The sequence below is a fragment of the Roseomonas chloroacetimidivorans genome (assembly GCF_049629625.1).
In the GTDB taxonomy this organism is placed as follows: Bacteria; Pseudomonadota; Alphaproteobacteria; order Acetobacterales; family Acetobacteraceae; genus Roseomonas; species Roseomonas chloroacetimidivorans.
This window is the reverse complement of the sequence record NZ_JBNBZS010000108.1, coordinates 1-15,061: the sequence shown is the minus strand read 5'-3', so window position 1 is coordinate 15,061 and position 15,061 is coordinate 1. Positions and strand designations below refer to the sequence as shown.

Genomic DNA, 15,061 nt, shown 5'->3' with positions numbered 1-15,061 from the left:
CCCGCCAACCACCGTCGCATGCTTCATCTCCGTCGTGCGACCACCGTGCTCGCCATCCTCAAGGCAGGATGAATGACGGCGGCAGCCGACGAGTGACGGCAGCTCTGGCGCGAACGCTGACAGATCCCGCCGCGGCGAGCGGGTTCTCGACACAGTGAGCCAGCGCCGTCGTCGCCGACCAGTCCTGCCAGGCCCGGCCGGCGTAGCCGCCCAGCAACAGGCAGACGGCCGTGAGCCCGACCAGCCCGTAGCGGCGCCATTCCATGCTCTTGTTGTAGCGCTTCTCCCGGATGACCACCGCGTCACGGATCTCCTCCAGGATCTTCGGGGTCAGGTCCTGAAGCGTCTTGAGTGTCAGCTTCTCGGCCTCGACCTGCGCCCTGGTCAGGACCGCTTTGGCCTCGTGCATCTGGTGCGCCGCCGCTTCGCTGGCTGCGCGAAGCTGGGCGACCTCCGCGTCCAGCACTTTCCGCGTGCCCTCGACCGTGGCCGCGACCGCCTCCGCCTGCCTTTCGGTCAGGTCAGCGAGCCCCGTCACGGTCCGCCGCATGCTCGCCACCCAGATCCCGAGCGGCTCGTGGGGAGCGAGACCCATCCGCCACGCGGCCTGCTCCATATCCTCGGCCGCGGCGCGCAGATCGTCCGCCGCCACGGACGTGGGCGTCAGCTCCCCGCTCACGGCATCCACCCCGTGACCTTGAGCCTCTCGAACTCCTTCTGCACCTTGCCGATCCACTGCTTGACCATGAACTGGCGAACCGGGTCGAGCGGCTTACCTGACGTTCCGGGCTTGCCGGCAGCAGCATCAAGGAAGCCCAGGCCGAGAGCCCGCATCTCCTTCATGCACGGCAGGCGCGGGAGATACATGGGCCGCGCGCCCTGGCTCACCATCTCCTTGAACCCGTCCGTCTCGGACAGCGGGTCGAACGCGCCCTGCGGCGACCGTCCCGGCGGAATCAGGTGCTCGTTCATCACCAGCAGCGAGCGTCGCGGGCGGAAATAACCTGCCCGCCAGATGGCCAGGACATGCTCGAAGTCGTCTGGCTCCGGCCCGGAGATGAAGATTCCGAGCGGGTGCGCCCCGCTCGCCTCGCAGAAGTCCACCAGTGCCAGATCGTATCCATACTCCTGCATGACCCGGTCGCCGCCGCCAAGGTCGATGACCAGCGACGACTGCATGCTGAGCGCCTCGGCGACCGTGTTCGTCAGCCAATCCTTCACATCGGCCGTCTCGTCCGACCGTGGCTGGGTGGCGCCACCCTCTCCATTGGGCGGATAATAGCCCGCCAGTGTCGGGTTGCGGCGGTCGCCATCCCCGACCAGCACCGGTCTACCCTCGGCGCGAGCCATCTGGATCAGCAGGTCGAGAAACGTGCTGCCGCCCACCCGGCCACGCCCATGTCGCATGGCGATGGTGATGCCTCGGTCCCCCTGGCTCGACCCGATTGGGGCCGCCCCCTTCGGCTTGCTTATCTCGTTCAATGGTCTGCTCCTCTTATCGGCCGCTGCGCTGCGCCACGACTGCCTTGAACCCAGCCATCAGCTCCTCCGGGCTCACGTCGTCGTCCGCGGCGTGCTCTCCATCGGTAGCGGGGGAGCGTGCGAACGGCGCCACGTCCTTTCGGGCGGCTTCGGGGCGTGGGCTGGCAGGTGCAGGTGATGATGTCAGTGCCGGGCGCGGCGGTGCGATCGGTGGTTGCCAGCCGGCTGGTGCCCTGGCGGGCTTAGCCTTGGCCGCCGCCCCGGTGCGGCGCGCACGGTCCTCGGCTTCAAGGTCGCGGCTAACCCGCGTGAATACCTTACGGACCGCATCCCATGAGAGCGGCTCTCCGCGGCTGTTGGTCTGCCCCTGGCTGGCCAGCCATTCGGCGAGCCGGGCCCAACTCGGGCCATCGTCCTCTCCTGCTCTCCGCGCCTTCAGCTTGGCGAAGTTCTTCCTGATGAATTTGTAGAGGGGTGACCGGCCTTTCAGGCCGTGCTCGTCGAGCCATCTCAGATCCCGCTCGGATATGTTTTTCATGCTCGCGCCTTGCTGCCGCTGGCAGGCATTGTCAGTCCCGGCCGTGCGAACGGGATCTGGCTGGGTGGACATCATCTGGACGCGGCGTGGCCGTCCCCTGGCCGTCCCCTGGCCGTCGGCTGGACGCCTCTTGGCCATCACCTGGCCACTTCCTGGACGTCACCTGGACGCGGAAAAGGGGTCTCCATACACCATTGCACCTAAGGTGCGGCGTGCGCGGCCCCGGCGTGGTTTCCTTCCCGTTCGCACGGCCCTGCAAGCTTGCTGTCCCCGTTCGCACGGGCCGGAGCGACGCTGCTTCCAGACGCAGGAGGCTGCATGCCCGACCAACAAGACCCACAATCGGTGCGAACGGAGACACCCGATCAGGACGTCGCGGCGGCCCTCGCCCGGCAATCGACCCTGCTGCGGCTGGTGCTGGAGCGCCTGGACGAGGTGGTCCAGCTGCTCACGCCCAAGCCGAGCGAGGGGCCGACCCTCGATGAACTGCTCGCCGGCTTGGTGAGCCTGATCAGCGATCAGGCGGTCCTGCTCAAGCGCATCGACGCCCGCACCGACCTGCTGGTGCAGCACCAGATCCAACCCGGTGACGCCCGCCCCGCCCTGAATGGCTCCGGTGCGAACGCGAAGGGTGCCAATGGGACAAGCGACCGGGGATGATGACCTTCCGCAAGCTGGCTGCCGCGTCCGCCGGCAAGCTCATCCGGGCCTACTTCACCGAGAACACCCCGGAGCCGATCCACGATCCCGTCACCACGCCGGGCAAGCATCTCGACCCCGGCGGTCGGCTCACGGCCTACTACACGGGCCGGGACAGCCGGGCGACCTGGCGGCCCGACATGCCCCAGGCCGTGGCCAAGGTGCTCGGCATCGACCCCACCCGGATGCCCAAGGACGCCCAGCTCGACCGGCTGTTCGAGGCCAAGCGGGCGGACAACGGCGAGGCATGGTCGAGCCAGGAGCGCAAGATCAGCGCCTACGACCTGACCATGGCGCCCCACAAATCCGTGACGCTGGCGGCCGAGTTCGCGGCAACGCCGGCCGAGAGCGCGGCCATCTGGCACGCCATCGACAAGGCCAACGACGCCACGATGCGCTACGTCGCCCGCGAGCTCGGTTGGGCCAGAAAAGGGAAGGGCGGCGAGGACGGGGCCGACCCAGGCGCAGTCGCCTGGGTCAGCTTCCGCCACCACACGGCCCGGCCGACCCTCCCTGTGCAGGACGGGCCGGGAGGGGCGACTTACCTCGCCACGGTGCCGACCGACGGCGACCCCCACGCCCACATCCACAACGCCCTGTTCAATGTCGTGGTGACCGATGACGGCCGGGTGGGCTCGCTCGATACGCAGCAGCTCCATTCCCGCGTCCACGAGTTTGGAGCCTACTTCCAGGCGAGGCTCGCCGAGGAACTGCGGCGACTTGGGGCACGGACGGCCTACGACAAGGAGCAGCAGGCCGTGGTTCTCGAGGCCATCCCGCAGAAGGCCAACGACCTGTTCAGCAAGGGCCGGAAGCAGGTCCTCCACAGCGCCCGGGCCTACGCCAAGCGGCAGGGCCTCGAGTGGGACCAGATCTCCGCCGAGGGCAAGCTCAAGATCCTGGCCGTCACCGGCCTCGCCTCCCGGCAGGACAAGCACGGGAACAAGAACGACCGGGAGATCTGGCGCGAGCAGGCCGAGGATATCGGTTGGCACCACAAGACCGTCATGCACGAGGTGGAGCACCCCAAGCTGACCGATGCCGAGCGGTTCGACCGGGCCTATGCCTTCGCCGCCCGGCATCTCGCCAAGGAGTTCCAGACGGCCGCGGTGATCGACCACGACAAGCTGCGGATGTACGCCGCCCGGGGGCTGATCGGCACCGGCATCGCAGGCGGGCCGGACGACATCGACCGCGTGGTGGCGCTGATCGAGGAGCGCGGCATCCAGCTCCGGGGCGAGCACGTCGCCCTGGTGGTTGGGCACTCGGGCGAGAAGGTCCGGGTCACCAACACCGCCCAGACTCGGATCGAGCAGGCGCTGGCGTGGCATGGCCGGCGCGCTGCGGGTGACCGGGCTGGTGCTCTCCCGGCCACGGCGATCAAGGCGGCCGTGGACGCCTCCGGCCTCGACTTCACCAGTAAGCCCGAGCACGCCCGGGCGCAGCTGGCAGCGATCTATGCCATGGGGCAGGGAGGTGCCCTGACCGTCCTGACCGGCGTGGCCGGCGCCGGCAAGACCACGCTGATGAAGCCGCTCGTCGCGGCCTGGAAGGACCATGGTGTCGGAGGCCGCGACCGTCGAGGCGGTCAAGGGCCGCCGGGCACTCGGGGACACGAGGCCGATCACCAATCACGACCTCTGGGAGCGGGTGGGCGAGGATATGGCCGCCAAGCCCTACAAGGCGCTCGGCATCGACCTGCTGCAGGGTGCGCGCGAGGGGCGGGAGATGGCGGTCGACGCCTTTATCTCCCAGAGCCATCGCTTCCAGACCTTGGAGGCCGGGGGCCGCAACATCGGCCGGGAGGTCCGGCAGCGGCTGCAGGCCGAAGCCGTGCGGACCAGCCTGCCCCGGCATATCGCCGCACTCGACGAGGCGTTGCGACGCAACCTTGCGACAGCTGGGCCGCGCGCGGCCGAGGACCACCTGCGGCACCTGCGGGTCGAGGCCGAGGTCACCCGCCGCAAGCTGGAGGGGGTGCCTGCGGCACCACAGTCCCAGCCCAAGCCAGCGCCGCGGCCGCGCAGTTCGTCGCCCTCGGCGGGCATGTGAGAGCAACACAGAGCGGCCACTCGCTTTCCGCTCCGGCCTACAAAATCGTTATCTATCAATATTTTATGCTTGTGTTCTGGTCTTGGTCGCCGTAGAATCCATTTCACACCTCGGAGGAGCCGCTCATGCGTATCGAACTGCTGCCGGGACTGACCAACGTCATCCGCTTCCCGGTCGAGCGTCGGGCCCGACCGACGCTGGATCTGCTGCGCGAGATCGCGCCCGACCCCCGCGAGGTGGGCAACGTGGCTGAGGCGTTCGGCCTCGATTACCCGGTCGTGGGTCTTCGCGATGCGGCGGACGCGGGCACGGCCGAGTACATCCGCGAGCATGCGCCGAGCGAGTCCGGCGAGGTGCGCCAGGAGGCCCTGCAGCGTGTGCTGGAGCCTCTGCTCACCCAGGCGGTCTGGGCCTGCCGTGACGCACATGACGCAGCCGGCGAAGCGCAGCAGCAGCTGGTCCACGTCCAGACCGAGGGTGGCTTCTGGATTGAGCTGATCGCTCAGCGGGCGGATGAGCTGAGCGAACGCGCGGCCGAACTGCTGGTGCAGGCGCATCTCTGCACCGAAGAGGCCGAGGGTGCCGCGCGGGCTGTGCGGATCGCGGAGCGCGGCGAGACCTGGGCGCCGGTCGATCGTGATGCGGAGTTCGCGGAAGCGTTCGGGCTGGCGCGCTCGGCCTGAGAGGCGGGGCAGCGTCGGCCGCAACTGGGGAAGCGGGTGCTTCGGCTCATTCACTCCGAGGAGGGATGACCGCTGGACAGGCGTTGCACAAAGGAGATGAGGGGGCCGGTGACGGCCGCCGGCTGCTCAAGGCTCGGCACGTGTGCGGCGCCGGGCAACTCGCAGGCCGACCCGTTCGGCATCTCCTTCACGAGATGACGACACCGATCCTGGATGTGCGGAAAATCGAGGTCGCGCCAGATCACGAGGGAAGGCGCGCCTACCTCGCCCAGGCGGCCGAAGGCGGACGCGGTGTCGAGATTCGACCTTACCGGGGGGGACGTCTGGCTACGGCGTATCTCGCAACGGACGCCGCCCGCCTGATCACCGGCCAGACGCTCTACATCGATGGCGGCTATTATATAGTCGAATGACGCCCAGAACCGGATTCCGTCGCAAAAGTCGCCTTGTGGCACAGCATCGCCGCCGGCTGCGCGGCGGTCTTCGCCGCGGCCGATGCGCGTCTGGCAGCGACCTATCTGAACGAGAAGGCCGAGTCCTTCGTCCGGCCCGGCTCGGCTGCGAACTGGTGCTCCATGTGATGTTCGTATGAGTGGCCAGTTCAAGGCGGCCTTCGAGCGCGTCCGCGCCGAGTGGGGCGGGCTCGATCTCGTGCTGCATTCTATCGCTTTTGGGCCCAGGGAAGTCCTGCACGGCAGGGTCACCGGCAGCTCGGCTGGCGGCTTCGGCATCGCGATGGACTGTCCTGCCACTCGCTCATTCGGATGGCCCATCTCGCCAAGCCGTTGACGGTGCAGGGCGGCTGCCTGCTGACGGTGAGCTTCTAAGGTTCCGAGCGCGTGGTCGAGCATTACAACGTGATGGGGCCAGTAAAGGCCAGTTTCGAAAGCAGCGCGCGCTACATTGCCGCGGAGCTCGGGCCGAAGCGCATCCGCCTCCATGAGATCTCACCGGGCCCGTTCCGCACCCGGGCGGCCAGCGGGATCGACCGGTCCGACGCACTGATCGAGCGAGTCGCCGTGCAGGTCCCGCAGCATCACTTGGTTGACATCGTCGATGTGGGCGCGCTGGCGGCGTTCCTGGCCAGCGATGCGGCCCGGCGCATCACCAGCCCTGTCATCCCTGTCGATGGAGGGCAGCATCTTCTGCTTGAGGGTTCCATTTCGGCTGTTGTCCCTTCCGCGTTGTCCACTGCCGCTGGCCAGCTGATGATCCACCTGCTACGGACGGCACGCCGCGTTAAACGTCAGCGCTGACCCGCCAGGGCGCGGGTGCCGCCGGCCAGCTCGATGACCTCGGCCGTTATGCTGTCCTGCCGGACCTGCCGTTCCTGCGAACTCAGTTTGCCGAGCATGCGCTCGATATTGCTGCGCGCCGAGGCCATGGCCGACACCCGCGCCTCGTTCTCGGCGGCGAAGGCAATCGTCACCGCTTCGCGGAGCTGGGCATGGACATATTCCTCGGCCAGCCCCTCGACGAGTGCGGCCGCGGGCAGATTCACGATCGGCGGTTGGCCGGGTGGCGACGGCGCGAAACGCCGTGGATCCAGCGGCAGGAGGGAGCGGCGTTCAATCCGAAGCCCATTCTGCTGCGTCCAGTCCGGCAGGAGAAGCTCGACACATGTCAGGCCCCTGTCACGGATCGCGGCATAGAGCGCCTCTCCCAGGCGCTGGGCCAGGCGGGCGAGCCCCTCCACATGCGACGCCATGGGGGCGGTCCAGACGGAAGGGATGCCGCGCTCCGCAGCATGCGCCACGCCGCGGGAGCCGATGAGGAAGATCTCGGTCTCCGCGGGCTCGCCCGCCAGGGTGTCCAGCACCCGTTCACTGAAGGCACCCGCGAAGCCCTGCTCGGCACAGAAGACCACCAGCCCGCTTCGGCGGGTTCCGGGCTTGGAAGCAGGAAGCCCCTCCGGCAGCAGCTGCAAGGCCTGGGCCATCGACTGCGCCACGACCTCCGAATAGGTGCGGATGGCCGGCAGCAGGTTACGGCTCCGCTGCGCCCGTGCCGCCGCCATGCCACGCATCGCGCCCACCACCGTGTCCAACTGCCGGACGGTGCCCAGACGGGCCGAGATCTCCGCCAGGCGCGCCGTCATGCGGCCGGCCCCGCGCTCCGCTCCGCCAGACGCCGGAGCGCGGCGAGGAGGATCTCGCGCGCCGCTGGCTCCAGCTTGCGCGTCCGCTGAAGCTCATCCACCTGGGCGGGAACCTGCTCGTCGAGCCAAGAGGGAAGGGCTTTCCGGAATACGGGCACCGCCTCGGCGGGCAGGGAGTCCAACACGCCTTCCTGAAGCGAGAGGACGAGCGCGACCTCATCGACCAGCCGCAACGGCGTGAAGCGGGGCTGCGACAGCAGGCTCCGCATCCGTGCCCCACGGGCCAGCTGCGCCTTCACGCGGGCATCGGACACGCCGCCGAAGCGGGTGAAGCTCTCCAGTTCCAGGAATTGGGCATAGTCGAGCCGCAGCGTGCCGGAAACCTTGCGAAGCGCCAGTGCCTGCGTCTTGCCTCCAACACGGCTGACGCTGGTGCCCACATCCACGGCGGGCTTCTGGCCCTCGTGGAAGAGCATCGCGTCCAGCACGATCTGTCCATCGGTGATGGAGATCAGGTTCGTGGGGACATAGGCGCTGAGATTGCCCGCCTCCGTCTCGGCGATCGGCAGGGCGGTGAGGGTACCGCCGCCCCGGTCGGCCGAGAGCTTCCCGGCGCGCTCCAACAGACGGGAGTGCAGATAGAAGATATCGCCGGGGAAGGCTTCCCGCCCTGGGGACTGGCCCGTAAGCAGCGAGATCTCCCGATGGGTCGCTGCGTGCTTGGTCAGATCGTCCACGACCACCAGCGCATGCTGACCGCGATCGCGGAAGTATTCCGCCATGGTGAAGCCAGCAAAGGGCGCGATCCATTGCAGCCCCGGGGTTTCCGCGGCCCCGGCCACCACGAAGATGCAACGCTCCGGAGCCCCGTGCTGACGGATGGCCTCCACGATGCGCGCGACGGTGGAGGATTTCTGGCCGACCGCGACATAGACGCAGACCAGGTCGCTCGCCCGCTGGCTGACGACGGTATCCACCGCGATGGCAGTCTTCCCGGTGGTCCGGTCGCCGATGATCAGCTCCCGCTGGCCACGTCCCAGGGCAAAGAGGGCGTCGACGACGAGCAGCCCCGTCTGGACCGGCTCGGTGACCAGGTCGCGCTCGATAATGCTGGGGGCAGGCCGCTCGATCGGGTCCCGCTGCTCCGCGGCAATAGGCCCACCACCGTCGAGCGGCCGCCCCAGCGGGTCCACTACGCGGCCGAGCAGGGCGGGCCCGACCGGCACCCGCAGCACCTCGCCGGTGCCGCGCACGACATCGCCGGCCTTGATGCTAGTCTCGTCATCCAGTAGCACGCAGCCGATATGGTCCCGCTCCAGCACCTGCGCGAAGCCAAGCTGCCCCTTGTCGAAGCGCAGCACCTCGGAAAGCCGGGCATGTGGCAGGCCCGAAATCAGCGCGATGCCGTCGCCCACCCGCTCGACACGGCCAATCTCCTCCTGCTCCGGTGTCAGGTCGGCCGCTTCGATCCGGCGGCGGGCCGCCTCAAGCCAACTGGTGGACATCACGGGCCTGCGGAGCAAGGGTGAGCGACCGGGCGAGGCGCTCCAGATCGGAACGCCAATTCCGCCGCAGCAGGGTGTGCGGCCCGTGCAGCTCTACGCCGGCGATGAGAGACGGATCATGCCGGAAGACGAGCTGTGCGTCGCCACCGAGGATCTCCGTGAGGCGCTTCTGCCACGACGCCTGCTCGTCGGCCGAAAGTGCGGCGGCCGTGGCCACTGTAACTGGGCTTCCCGCCATCAGGTCGCGCCGGGCCTCCGCGGAGAGGGCGGTTAGCTCCTGCGCCAGCGCGTCCAACATGGCCGCCGTCACTCGCTCGGGCGGCACCAGGGCGAGCAGGCGTTGGGCCATGGCGACAGCGAGCTCGCCCGCCTGGGATTCCAGTTCGCGGCGCTGAACCTCCCGTTCCCTTTCCAGGATGGCCCGCTTCTCCGTCTCCAGCCGCTTTGCCTCCTGCCGAGCCTGGTCGAGCAGCGCTGTCCGCTCCGCCGCCGCGGCAGCATGCGCCGCAGCCAGGATTGCATCACCCTCGGCAGTGAAATCCCGGCGCCGGGACTCCAGGGCGGCGGCCTCGGATCGGGCTTGTGTCCGCGCGGCCTCGGCATCGTCCAACAGCTTGGCTGCTGCCGCGCGTCGGGCCTCGATAGTCGCTTTCACAGGCTGGAAAAGGAAGCGCCGCAGCAGCCAGATCAGGACGAGGACATTGATGGTCTGGAGGCCCAACGTCCACCAGTCGATCCGCATCCGGCTAACCCCGGAAGGGGTTGGCGAAGAGGAGCAGCAGCGCGACGACCAGGCAGTAGATGGCCATGGTCTCGATCATGGCCAGGCCGACGAAAAGCGTGCGGGAGACGGTGTTGGCCGATTCCGGTTGGCGTGCGATGGCATCCATCGCGGCCGCGACGGCCCGCCCCTGAGCGAGTGCGGGGCCGATGGCCCCGAAGGAGACGGCCAGCGCGGCCCCGATGATGCTGACGACCTCGATCAGGTTCATGCCGCGCCCTCCTTTTCCGCCACGCCGCGCGGCTTCTCTTCTTCGACGGCGCCGCCGATGAACACCATGGCCAGTATGCTGAAGATGTAGGCCTGGATCGCGCCGGTCAGCAACTCCAGCGCCATCAATGGAACGGGGATCAACAGACCAACGAGCGACAGCACGATGCCAATGACGAAGACGCCACTCATCACATTTCCGAACAGGCGAACGGTCAGGGAGAGGGTGCGCGTGATGGTCTCCAGCAGGTTGAGCGGCACCATCACAACGTTCGGATGAGCAAAGGTCCGAAGATAACCACCGGCCCCATGCGCCCGGACGCCAAAGACGATGACCGCCATGAAGACGATCAGCGCGAGTGCCGCATCCGTTTCGAGGGCCGCCGTGGGTGGTTCAACGCCCGGCACGAGCGACGACCAGTTGGCCGTGAGGATGAAGAGGAAGAGCGTTCCGATCAGCGGGAGATAAGGCGTGGGCGTCACGCGTATCGTGTCACGAATCTGCTGCTCGATGGTTTCCACCACAAGTTCGAGGGCGGCCTGGGCCATGCCGGGCCGCAGTGCGACCTGGCGGGTCAGAAGCCAGCCGCCGCCGGCCAGGAACAGCATGATAGCCCAGCTTGTCAGCACCGGCGCCGTGATCGGCACCGGGCCCAGGGTAAAGACGACATGCGTCTCCAGCGGTGATTGGATCATCTCACTCCTCTCCTTGCGCCGAGGCTGGGCGAACGAGCAGCAGCCGGGCCAGCAGGAAGCCCGCGGCCGCGAGGAGGAGCGGCCAGCTGCCCTGCCACGCGACCAACAGGAACCCGCAGAGCGTGAGGGCCATGCGCGCGATATGCAGGGCGATCGCCGGTCGCGTGCTGCCGGCCATGTACAGATCGGCGTTGCGGCGCAAGCTGTGGAAGTGCAATCCGCCCAGCAGGAGGCCTGGCAGGACCCAGGCGGCATCGGTCGGCGTCATCATTCCCGGTGCATCCATCGCCAACCCGACCAGCAACCCAGCGCCACGCCGAGCAGCATCAGCGGCGCGCTCCAGAAGATACCCGTGCCAAGGCCGCGGTCGATCCAGCGGCCCAGGAAAAGCCCGAGCAGCGCCGGCGCGACCACCATCCAGCCCAGCGTTCCGACCTGGGCCAGCTGTCCACCGAATGTCGGCTCGCCCTCCCGCCTGGCCCGCCGCTCCCGCGCGGCATGCCGGCGGACGGAGCGGAGCAGCGGATCCTCCCCCGGACCGACCGGCTCCGTCACGGCGAAAGCCCCGCCGTGCCCGCGCCGGACCTCAGGATGCGAACGATTTGCCGCACGGCCTGCAGATGCATCCGGGTCTCAGCGACCCGCTCATTCCGCTCGGCCTCCGTCGCGGCGAGGAAGCCCGTGAGGACGCCGTGCTCGAGCTGCTCCGTGCTTTCCCCGAGCTGTCCTTCCCGGGTAGCGATCGCGATCTCCGTTCCCTTCCGCACGGTCAGAATGCCGCCACGCACAGCGCAGTAGCCGGCACGACCGTCCTGGTGACGCCAGGAGACCACCGAGACGCCCAAAACAGTCAGCAGATCGGCATGGCCGCGCAGGATGCCAAAGCTGCCGCTGGCGTCTTCGGCGCGAAGAGACGCGATGTCCGCATGGTCGGCAATCACCCGCACCGGGTCCGTCAGCAGCAGCCTCATGCGGTACCTTCCCGCTGGCGAGCCTCTTCCTTCTGCCGTGCCTCCTCCAGGCCGCCCACCATGTAGAGCGAGCTCTCGGCCCAGTCGTCTGTCTCGCCGTCCAGGATGGCGCGGCAACCGGCCAATGTATCGACCAGCGAAACGGACCGCCCCGGCGTGCCCGTGAAGGCCTCGGTCACGCCGAAGGGCTGGGTCAGGAAGCGCTGCAGCCGCCGGGCCCGCGCGACTGCCTGCCGGTCCTGGGTGCCGAGCTCCTCCACGCCCAGCAGGGCGATGACGTCCTGCAGCTCCCGATAGCGGGCCAGGACCTGCCGGGCCCGGGCCGCCAGCGCGTCATGCTCGGCCCCGACCACCTCGGGGTCGAGCAGGACGGAGGAGGAGGCAAGCGGATCGATGGCTGGATACATGCCCTCCGCCGCCATGGCGCGCGAAAGCGAGATCATGCTATCGACATGGCCGGAGATGGCGGTCACGGCCGGGTCGGTGAAGTCGTCCGCTGGCACATAGACCGCCTGGATGGCCGTGATCGCCGCGCCGGCCACGGAGGCAATCCGCTCCTGCAACGCGGCGACCTCAGTCGCCAGGGTCGGTTGGTAGCCCACGCGGGACGGCGGGCGCCCGAGCAGGCCGGATACCTCGCTGCCCGCCTGGACGAAGCGGAAGACGTTGTCCATCAGCAGCAGCACGTTGCGGTGCTGCTGGTCGCGGAAATACTCGGCGATGGTCAGGGCAGTCAGACCCACGCGCCAGCGAGCGCCGGGGGGTTCGTTCATCTGCCCGTAGACGAGGACGGTGCGGTTCAGCACTCCCGAGCCCGTCATATCGCTCAGCAGCTCATGGCCTTCGCGCGAGCGTTCGCCGATGCCGGCGAAAACGGAGGTTCCCTGATAGCGCTCCGCCATGGCCCGGATGAGTTCCATCACCAGCACGGTCTTACCCACGCCTGCCCCCCCGAACATGGCGGCCTTGCCGCCCTGCGCCAGGGGCACCAGTAGATCGATCATCTTGATGCCGGTCTCGAACATCCCAGTGGCCGCGCTCTGCTGGGCCAGGGGTGGCGGTGGCCGATGGATGGGCCATCGTGGTGTGTTCTCCGGCAAGGCAGGGCCCTGATCCCTGACGCGCCCGGTCACATCCAGCAGCCGCCCGAGGACAGCGTCGCCCACCGGCACGGCCAGCGGTGCGCCAGAGGCCTCCACGGCGGTCCCACGTTGCAGACCCTCCGTCGTGTTCAGCGCGATGGCGCGGACACTGTCCCGATCCAGATGCGCCTGGACCTCCAGCAGGATGTCCTCGGATTCCGGCCGAGGAATGCGCAGCGCCTCATCAATCTGCGGGAGCTTGCCGTCCGCGAAGCGGATGTCGAGGGCGGCCCCGCGCACAGCGAGAACGGAGCCGGGCCCGACTGCTGCGCGGTAAGAGACATCCTGATCCATGACGCTCTGCTTCATCATCGGACGCATCATCTGCTTCCTGCACCCGGCTTCCAAGCGGAAGTTCGCCCTCACGCGCCCTGTGGACGGGACTTCTAACTTCTATAAGATGTGCCGAGCACTCGCGCTGATCCCGACATTATCGCTCCACTGAAGCTGTTGGGAAGCCGTGAGGCGGCCGGGCTTGTTAGGCTCAAGCCATCACACGGGCTCCACGTCTCTCAAAACCGCCTCGCATGAGTTGCGAAGTTACAGCGGTGCGGCTGTGAAACGCCCGGACGGCGGGGAACTGCGGCCCTTGACGCAGGCGGCACACGAGTGCGACGCCTGTCATGTTGTGCAACTTTCAACCTCTGTGGGGCCGGGTGACGGCCAGCAAGTTCCGGCTTTACAACCCGACCGTGCGGGCTATGGTTTTCCGTCAAGCGGCCACGATGCTCCTCGTTCCGGGCAGCCGCTTCAAGGGTTCGCTGCTGCTGGCTTCTCTCGCAGAGATGCCCAACCCGCGTGCTACTCTCGCCTCCTTCTGTGGCGCGCTGTATTGATGCGAAGGAGTCTCGGATGTCAGCATCGACTTTCTCTTCCAGCAGTTCCGCGGAACCGAACGTGCTGTGGAGCACGATACGTCCACGGTTTTTATCTCTGTTGCAGGTGGCTCAGAACTCGCAGCGAGCCATGTGTTACGCGACTTAGCGTGAGATGGAGATCCTCGTGGAGATGCAGAACCGGGTGAGTGCTGCGCTGCAGCGTCTGTGTGGCGCCAAGGAACCTGGCCAGCTCCTTGCGGCGCAATCGGATGTCACCAGCGCCTTTCTGCATGGCGCGAGCCACCAGACGCGCAATGCGCTGGAACTAGTCGAGAAGCTTCAGAAGGCGAATATTACAATGCAATATTACAATGCTTACCGAGGTCGCCGGCAACGCATCCTCCTCGGCGAAGTCGCCGCGACGGCCTCAGAGCAGCATCGTCCGCTTCTCCGCCGCCGACCTCAAACGTTACAAGCTCATGGACTGGGTAGCGGCGCGTGGCTGCTTCACGGCTGAAGGAGCTGCGAAGATCTCCAGCTGGATCAGCGACCTGCTGTCCATACCCGAAGTCCCAGGCCGGCACATGGTTACTACGAGGAGAGCCTTCCCGCCCCCGGGTCCTGCGTGCAGCGGATCGGGAACAAGGAGAACGCCCATGAGCGCGGTCGCTCAGAGCCAGAATGCTGCCCCGATCGCCGTTGACCAGCTCGACCGTATGCAGCGGTGGTGGCGCGCGGCGAACTACCTATCGGTGGGGCAAATCTACCTGCTCGACAACCCGCTGCTCCGAGAGAAGCTGGCCCCCGAGCACGTCAAGCCGCGCCTGCTTGGTCATTGGGGCACCACGCCTGGGCTCAACTTCGTCTATCTACACCTGAACCGCATCATCAAGGCGCGCGACCTCAGTATCCTGTTCCTGGCCGGCCCCGGCCATGGTGCGCCGGGCGTCGTGGCCAGTACCTGGCTCGAAGGCACATATAGCGAACTCTACCCCGAAGTGTCCCGGGATGCGGAGGGCATCTGCCGCTTGTTCCGGCAATTCTCATTCCCCGGCGGCATCCCGAGCCACGCCGCGCCGGACACGCCCGGCTCCATTCATGAGGGCGGCGAGCTCGGCTACTCGCTCCTCCATGCCTTCGGGGCGGTGCTGGACAATCCCGACCTGATCGCCGCCTGCGTCGTGGGCGATGGTGAGGCGGAAACCGGCCCGCTCGCGACGTCCTGGCACGGCAACAAGTTCATCAATCCGGCGACCGATGGCGCCGTGCTGCCGATCCTGCACCTCAACGGGTACAAGATTGCTAACCCGACAGTCCTGGCGCGGATTATGCCCGAGGAGCTGGTCTCGCTGATGCGGGGCTATGGCTACGAGCCCGTGGTCGTAG

Annotated in this window: 21 protein-coding genes; 9 read left to right on the top strand and 12 right to left on the bottom strand. The window is 67.7% G+C overall.

Features of this window, described 5'->3' with window-relative positions; translation table 11 throughout:
• Positions 1 to 58: 58 nt before the first annotated feature.
• Genes ACO1BU_RS32675 through ACO1BU_RS32665 form a run of 3 tightly spaced genes read right to left on the bottom strand, consistent with a single transcriptional unit; the run spans position 59 to position 2,020 of the window.
• On the bottom strand, positions 59 to 679 hold the full coding sequence (locus ACO1BU_RS32675; RefSeq protein WP_424140117.1) for a hypothetical protein: 621 nt from the start codon (positions 677 to 679) through the stop codon (positions 59 to 61).
• Positions 676 to 1,482: a hypothetical protein gene (locus ACO1BU_RS32670; protein ID WP_424140116.1), complete on the bottom strand. Its 807-nt coding sequence runs from the start codon at positions 1,480 to 1,482 to the stop codon at positions 676 to 678. The genes ACO1BU_RS32675 and ACO1BU_RS32670 overlap by 4 nt, the downstream gene beginning before the upstream one ends.
• A gap of 13 nt (positions 1,483 to 1,495) precedes the next feature.
• Positions 1,496 to 2,020, bottom strand: a complete 525-nt coding sequence (locus ACO1BU_RS32665; RefSeq protein ID WP_424140115.1) for a hypothetical protein — start codon at positions 2,018 to 2,020, stop codon at positions 1,496 to 1,498.
• A gap of 318 nt (positions 2,021 to 2,338) precedes the next feature.
• Here ACO1BU_RS32665 and ACO1BU_RS32660 point away from each other — a divergent pair, with 318 nt between their 5' ends.
• The 7 genes from ACO1BU_RS32660 (at position 2,339) to ACO1BU_RS32630 (ending at position 6,710) form a co-directional block, all read left to right on the top strand.
• Positions 2,339 to 2,680, top strand: coding sequence for a hypothetical protein (locus tag ACO1BU_RS32660; protein WP_424140114.1), 342 nt, complete (start codon positions 2,339 to 2,341; stop codon positions 2,678 to 2,680).
• Positions 2,677 to 4,866: a MobF family relaxase gene (gene mobF / locus ACO1BU_RS32655; protein ID WP_424140113.1), complete on the top strand. Its 2,190-nt coding sequence runs from the start codon at positions 2,677 to 2,679 to the stop codon at positions 4,864 to 4,866. Before ACO1BU_RS32660 ends, mobF begins: the two co-directional genes overlap by 4 nt.
• 30 nt (positions 4,867 to 4,896) lie before the next feature.
• Positions 4,897 to 5,454, top strand: coding sequence for a hypothetical protein (locus ACO1BU_RS32650; RefSeq protein WP_424140112.1), 558 nt, complete (start codon positions 4,897 to 4,899; stop codon positions 5,452 to 5,454).
• 194 nt (positions 5,455 to 5,648) lie between these two features.
• Complete coding sequence (locus ACO1BU_RS32645; RefSeq protein ID WP_424140111.1) at positions 5,649 to 5,867, top strand: hypothetical protein; 219 nt, start codon at positions 5,649 to 5,651, stop codon at positions 5,865 to 5,867.
• Between the two features lie 33 nt (positions 5,868 to 5,900).
• On the top strand, positions 5,901 to 6,035 hold the full coding sequence (locus tag ACO1BU_RS32640; protein WP_424140110.1) for a hypothetical protein: 135 nt from the start codon (positions 5,901 to 5,903) through the stop codon (positions 6,033 to 6,035).
• Between the two features lie 7 nt (positions 6,036 to 6,042).
• The gene (locus ACO1BU_RS32635) at positions 6,043 to 6,243 is read left to right on the top strand and encodes an SDR family oxidoreductase (protein ID WP_424140109.1); all 201 of its coding nucleotides are present in this window, start codon (positions 6,043 to 6,045) and stop codon (positions 6,241 to 6,243) included.
• Positions 6,244 to 6,293: 50 nt separating this feature from the next.
• Positions 6,294 to 6,710: an SDR family oxidoreductase gene (locus ACO1BU_RS32630; RefSeq protein WP_424140108.1), complete on the top strand. Its 417-nt coding sequence runs from the start codon at positions 6,294 to 6,296 to the stop codon at positions 6,708 to 6,710.
• Here ACO1BU_RS32630 and ACO1BU_RS32625 read toward each other — a convergent pair.
• From ACO1BU_RS32625 to atpD, 9 genes are read right to left on the bottom strand one after another with little or no spacing between them, the layout of a single operon-like run.
• On the bottom strand, positions 6,701 to 7,552 hold the full coding sequence (locus ACO1BU_RS32625) for a F0F1 ATP synthase subunit gamma (protein WP_424140107.1): 852 nt from the start codon (positions 7,550 to 7,552) through the stop codon (positions 6,701 to 6,703). The two genes, ACO1BU_RS32630 and ACO1BU_RS32625, sit on opposite strands and share 10 nt — an antisense overlap.
• Positions 7,549 to 9,057, bottom strand: a complete 1,509-nt coding sequence (locus ACO1BU_RS32620) for a F0F1 ATP synthase subunit alpha (protein WP_424140106.1) — start codon at positions 9,055 to 9,057, stop codon at positions 7,549 to 7,551. Before ACO1BU_RS32620 ends, ACO1BU_RS32625 begins: the two co-directional genes overlap by 4 nt.
• Complete coding sequence (locus ACO1BU_RS32615) at positions 9,038 to 9,799, bottom strand: F0F1 ATP synthase subunit delta (protein WP_424140105.1); 762 nt, start codon at positions 9,797 to 9,799, stop codon at positions 9,038 to 9,040. Before ACO1BU_RS32615 ends, ACO1BU_RS32620 begins: the two co-directional genes overlap by 20 nt.
• A gap of 4 nt (positions 9,800 to 9,803) precedes the next feature.
• Positions 9,804 to 10,049, bottom strand: a complete 246-nt coding sequence (locus ACO1BU_RS32610; RefSeq protein ID WP_424140104.1) for a F0F1 ATP synthase subunit C — start codon at positions 10,047 to 10,049, stop codon at positions 9,804 to 9,806.
• On the bottom strand, positions 10,046 to 10,744 hold the full coding sequence (locus tag ACO1BU_RS32605) for a F0F1 ATP synthase subunit A (RefSeq protein WP_424140103.1): 699 nt from the start codon (positions 10,742 to 10,744) through the stop codon (positions 10,046 to 10,048). The genes ACO1BU_RS32610 and ACO1BU_RS32605 overlap by 4 nt, the downstream gene beginning before the upstream one ends.
• Before the next feature lies 1 nt (position 10,745).
• Entirely contained in the window at positions 10,746 to 11,015 is a 270-nt protein-coding gene (locus tag ACO1BU_RS32600) for an N-ATPase subunit AtpR (protein ID WP_424140102.1), read from the bottom strand.
• Positions 11,012 to 11,299 carry an AtpZ/AtpI family protein gene (locus ACO1BU_RS32595; RefSeq protein WP_424140101.1) on the bottom strand — a complete coding sequence of 96 codons (288 nt, stop codon included), beginning with the start codon at positions 11,297 to 11,299 and terminating at the stop codon, positions 11,012 to 11,014. The genes ACO1BU_RS32600 and ACO1BU_RS32595 overlap by 4 nt, the downstream gene beginning before the upstream one ends.
• The gene (locus tag ACO1BU_RS32590) at positions 11,296 to 11,715 is read right to left on the bottom strand and encodes a F0F1 ATP synthase subunit epsilon (RefSeq protein ID WP_424140100.1); all 420 of its coding nucleotides are present in this window, start codon (positions 11,713 to 11,715) and stop codon (positions 11,296 to 11,298) included. Before ACO1BU_RS32590 ends, ACO1BU_RS32595 begins: the two co-directional genes overlap by 4 nt.
• Positions 11,712 to 13,151 carry a F0F1 ATP synthase subunit beta gene (atpD, locus tag ACO1BU_RS32585; RefSeq protein ID WP_424140118.1) on the bottom strand — a complete coding sequence of 480 codons (1,440 nt, stop codon included), beginning with the start codon at positions 13,149 to 13,151 and terminating at the stop codon, positions 11,712 to 11,714. Before atpD ends, ACO1BU_RS32590 begins: the two co-directional genes overlap by 4 nt.
• A 696-nt stretch (positions 13,152 to 13,847) precedes the next feature.
• Between atpD and ACO1BU_RS32580 the strand changes: the two genes are divergently transcribed.
• On the top strand, positions 13,848 to 14,192 hold the full coding sequence (locus tag ACO1BU_RS32580; protein ID WP_424140099.1) for a phasin family protein: 345 nt from the start codon (positions 13,848 to 13,850) through the stop codon (positions 14,190 to 14,192).
• 199 nt (positions 14,193 to 14,391) lie between these two features.
• Positions 14,392 to 15,061 (top strand): phosphoketolase family protein (locus ACO1BU_RS32575; RefSeq protein ID WP_481133255.1); only part of this gene is annotated, 670 nt, incomplete at its 3' end.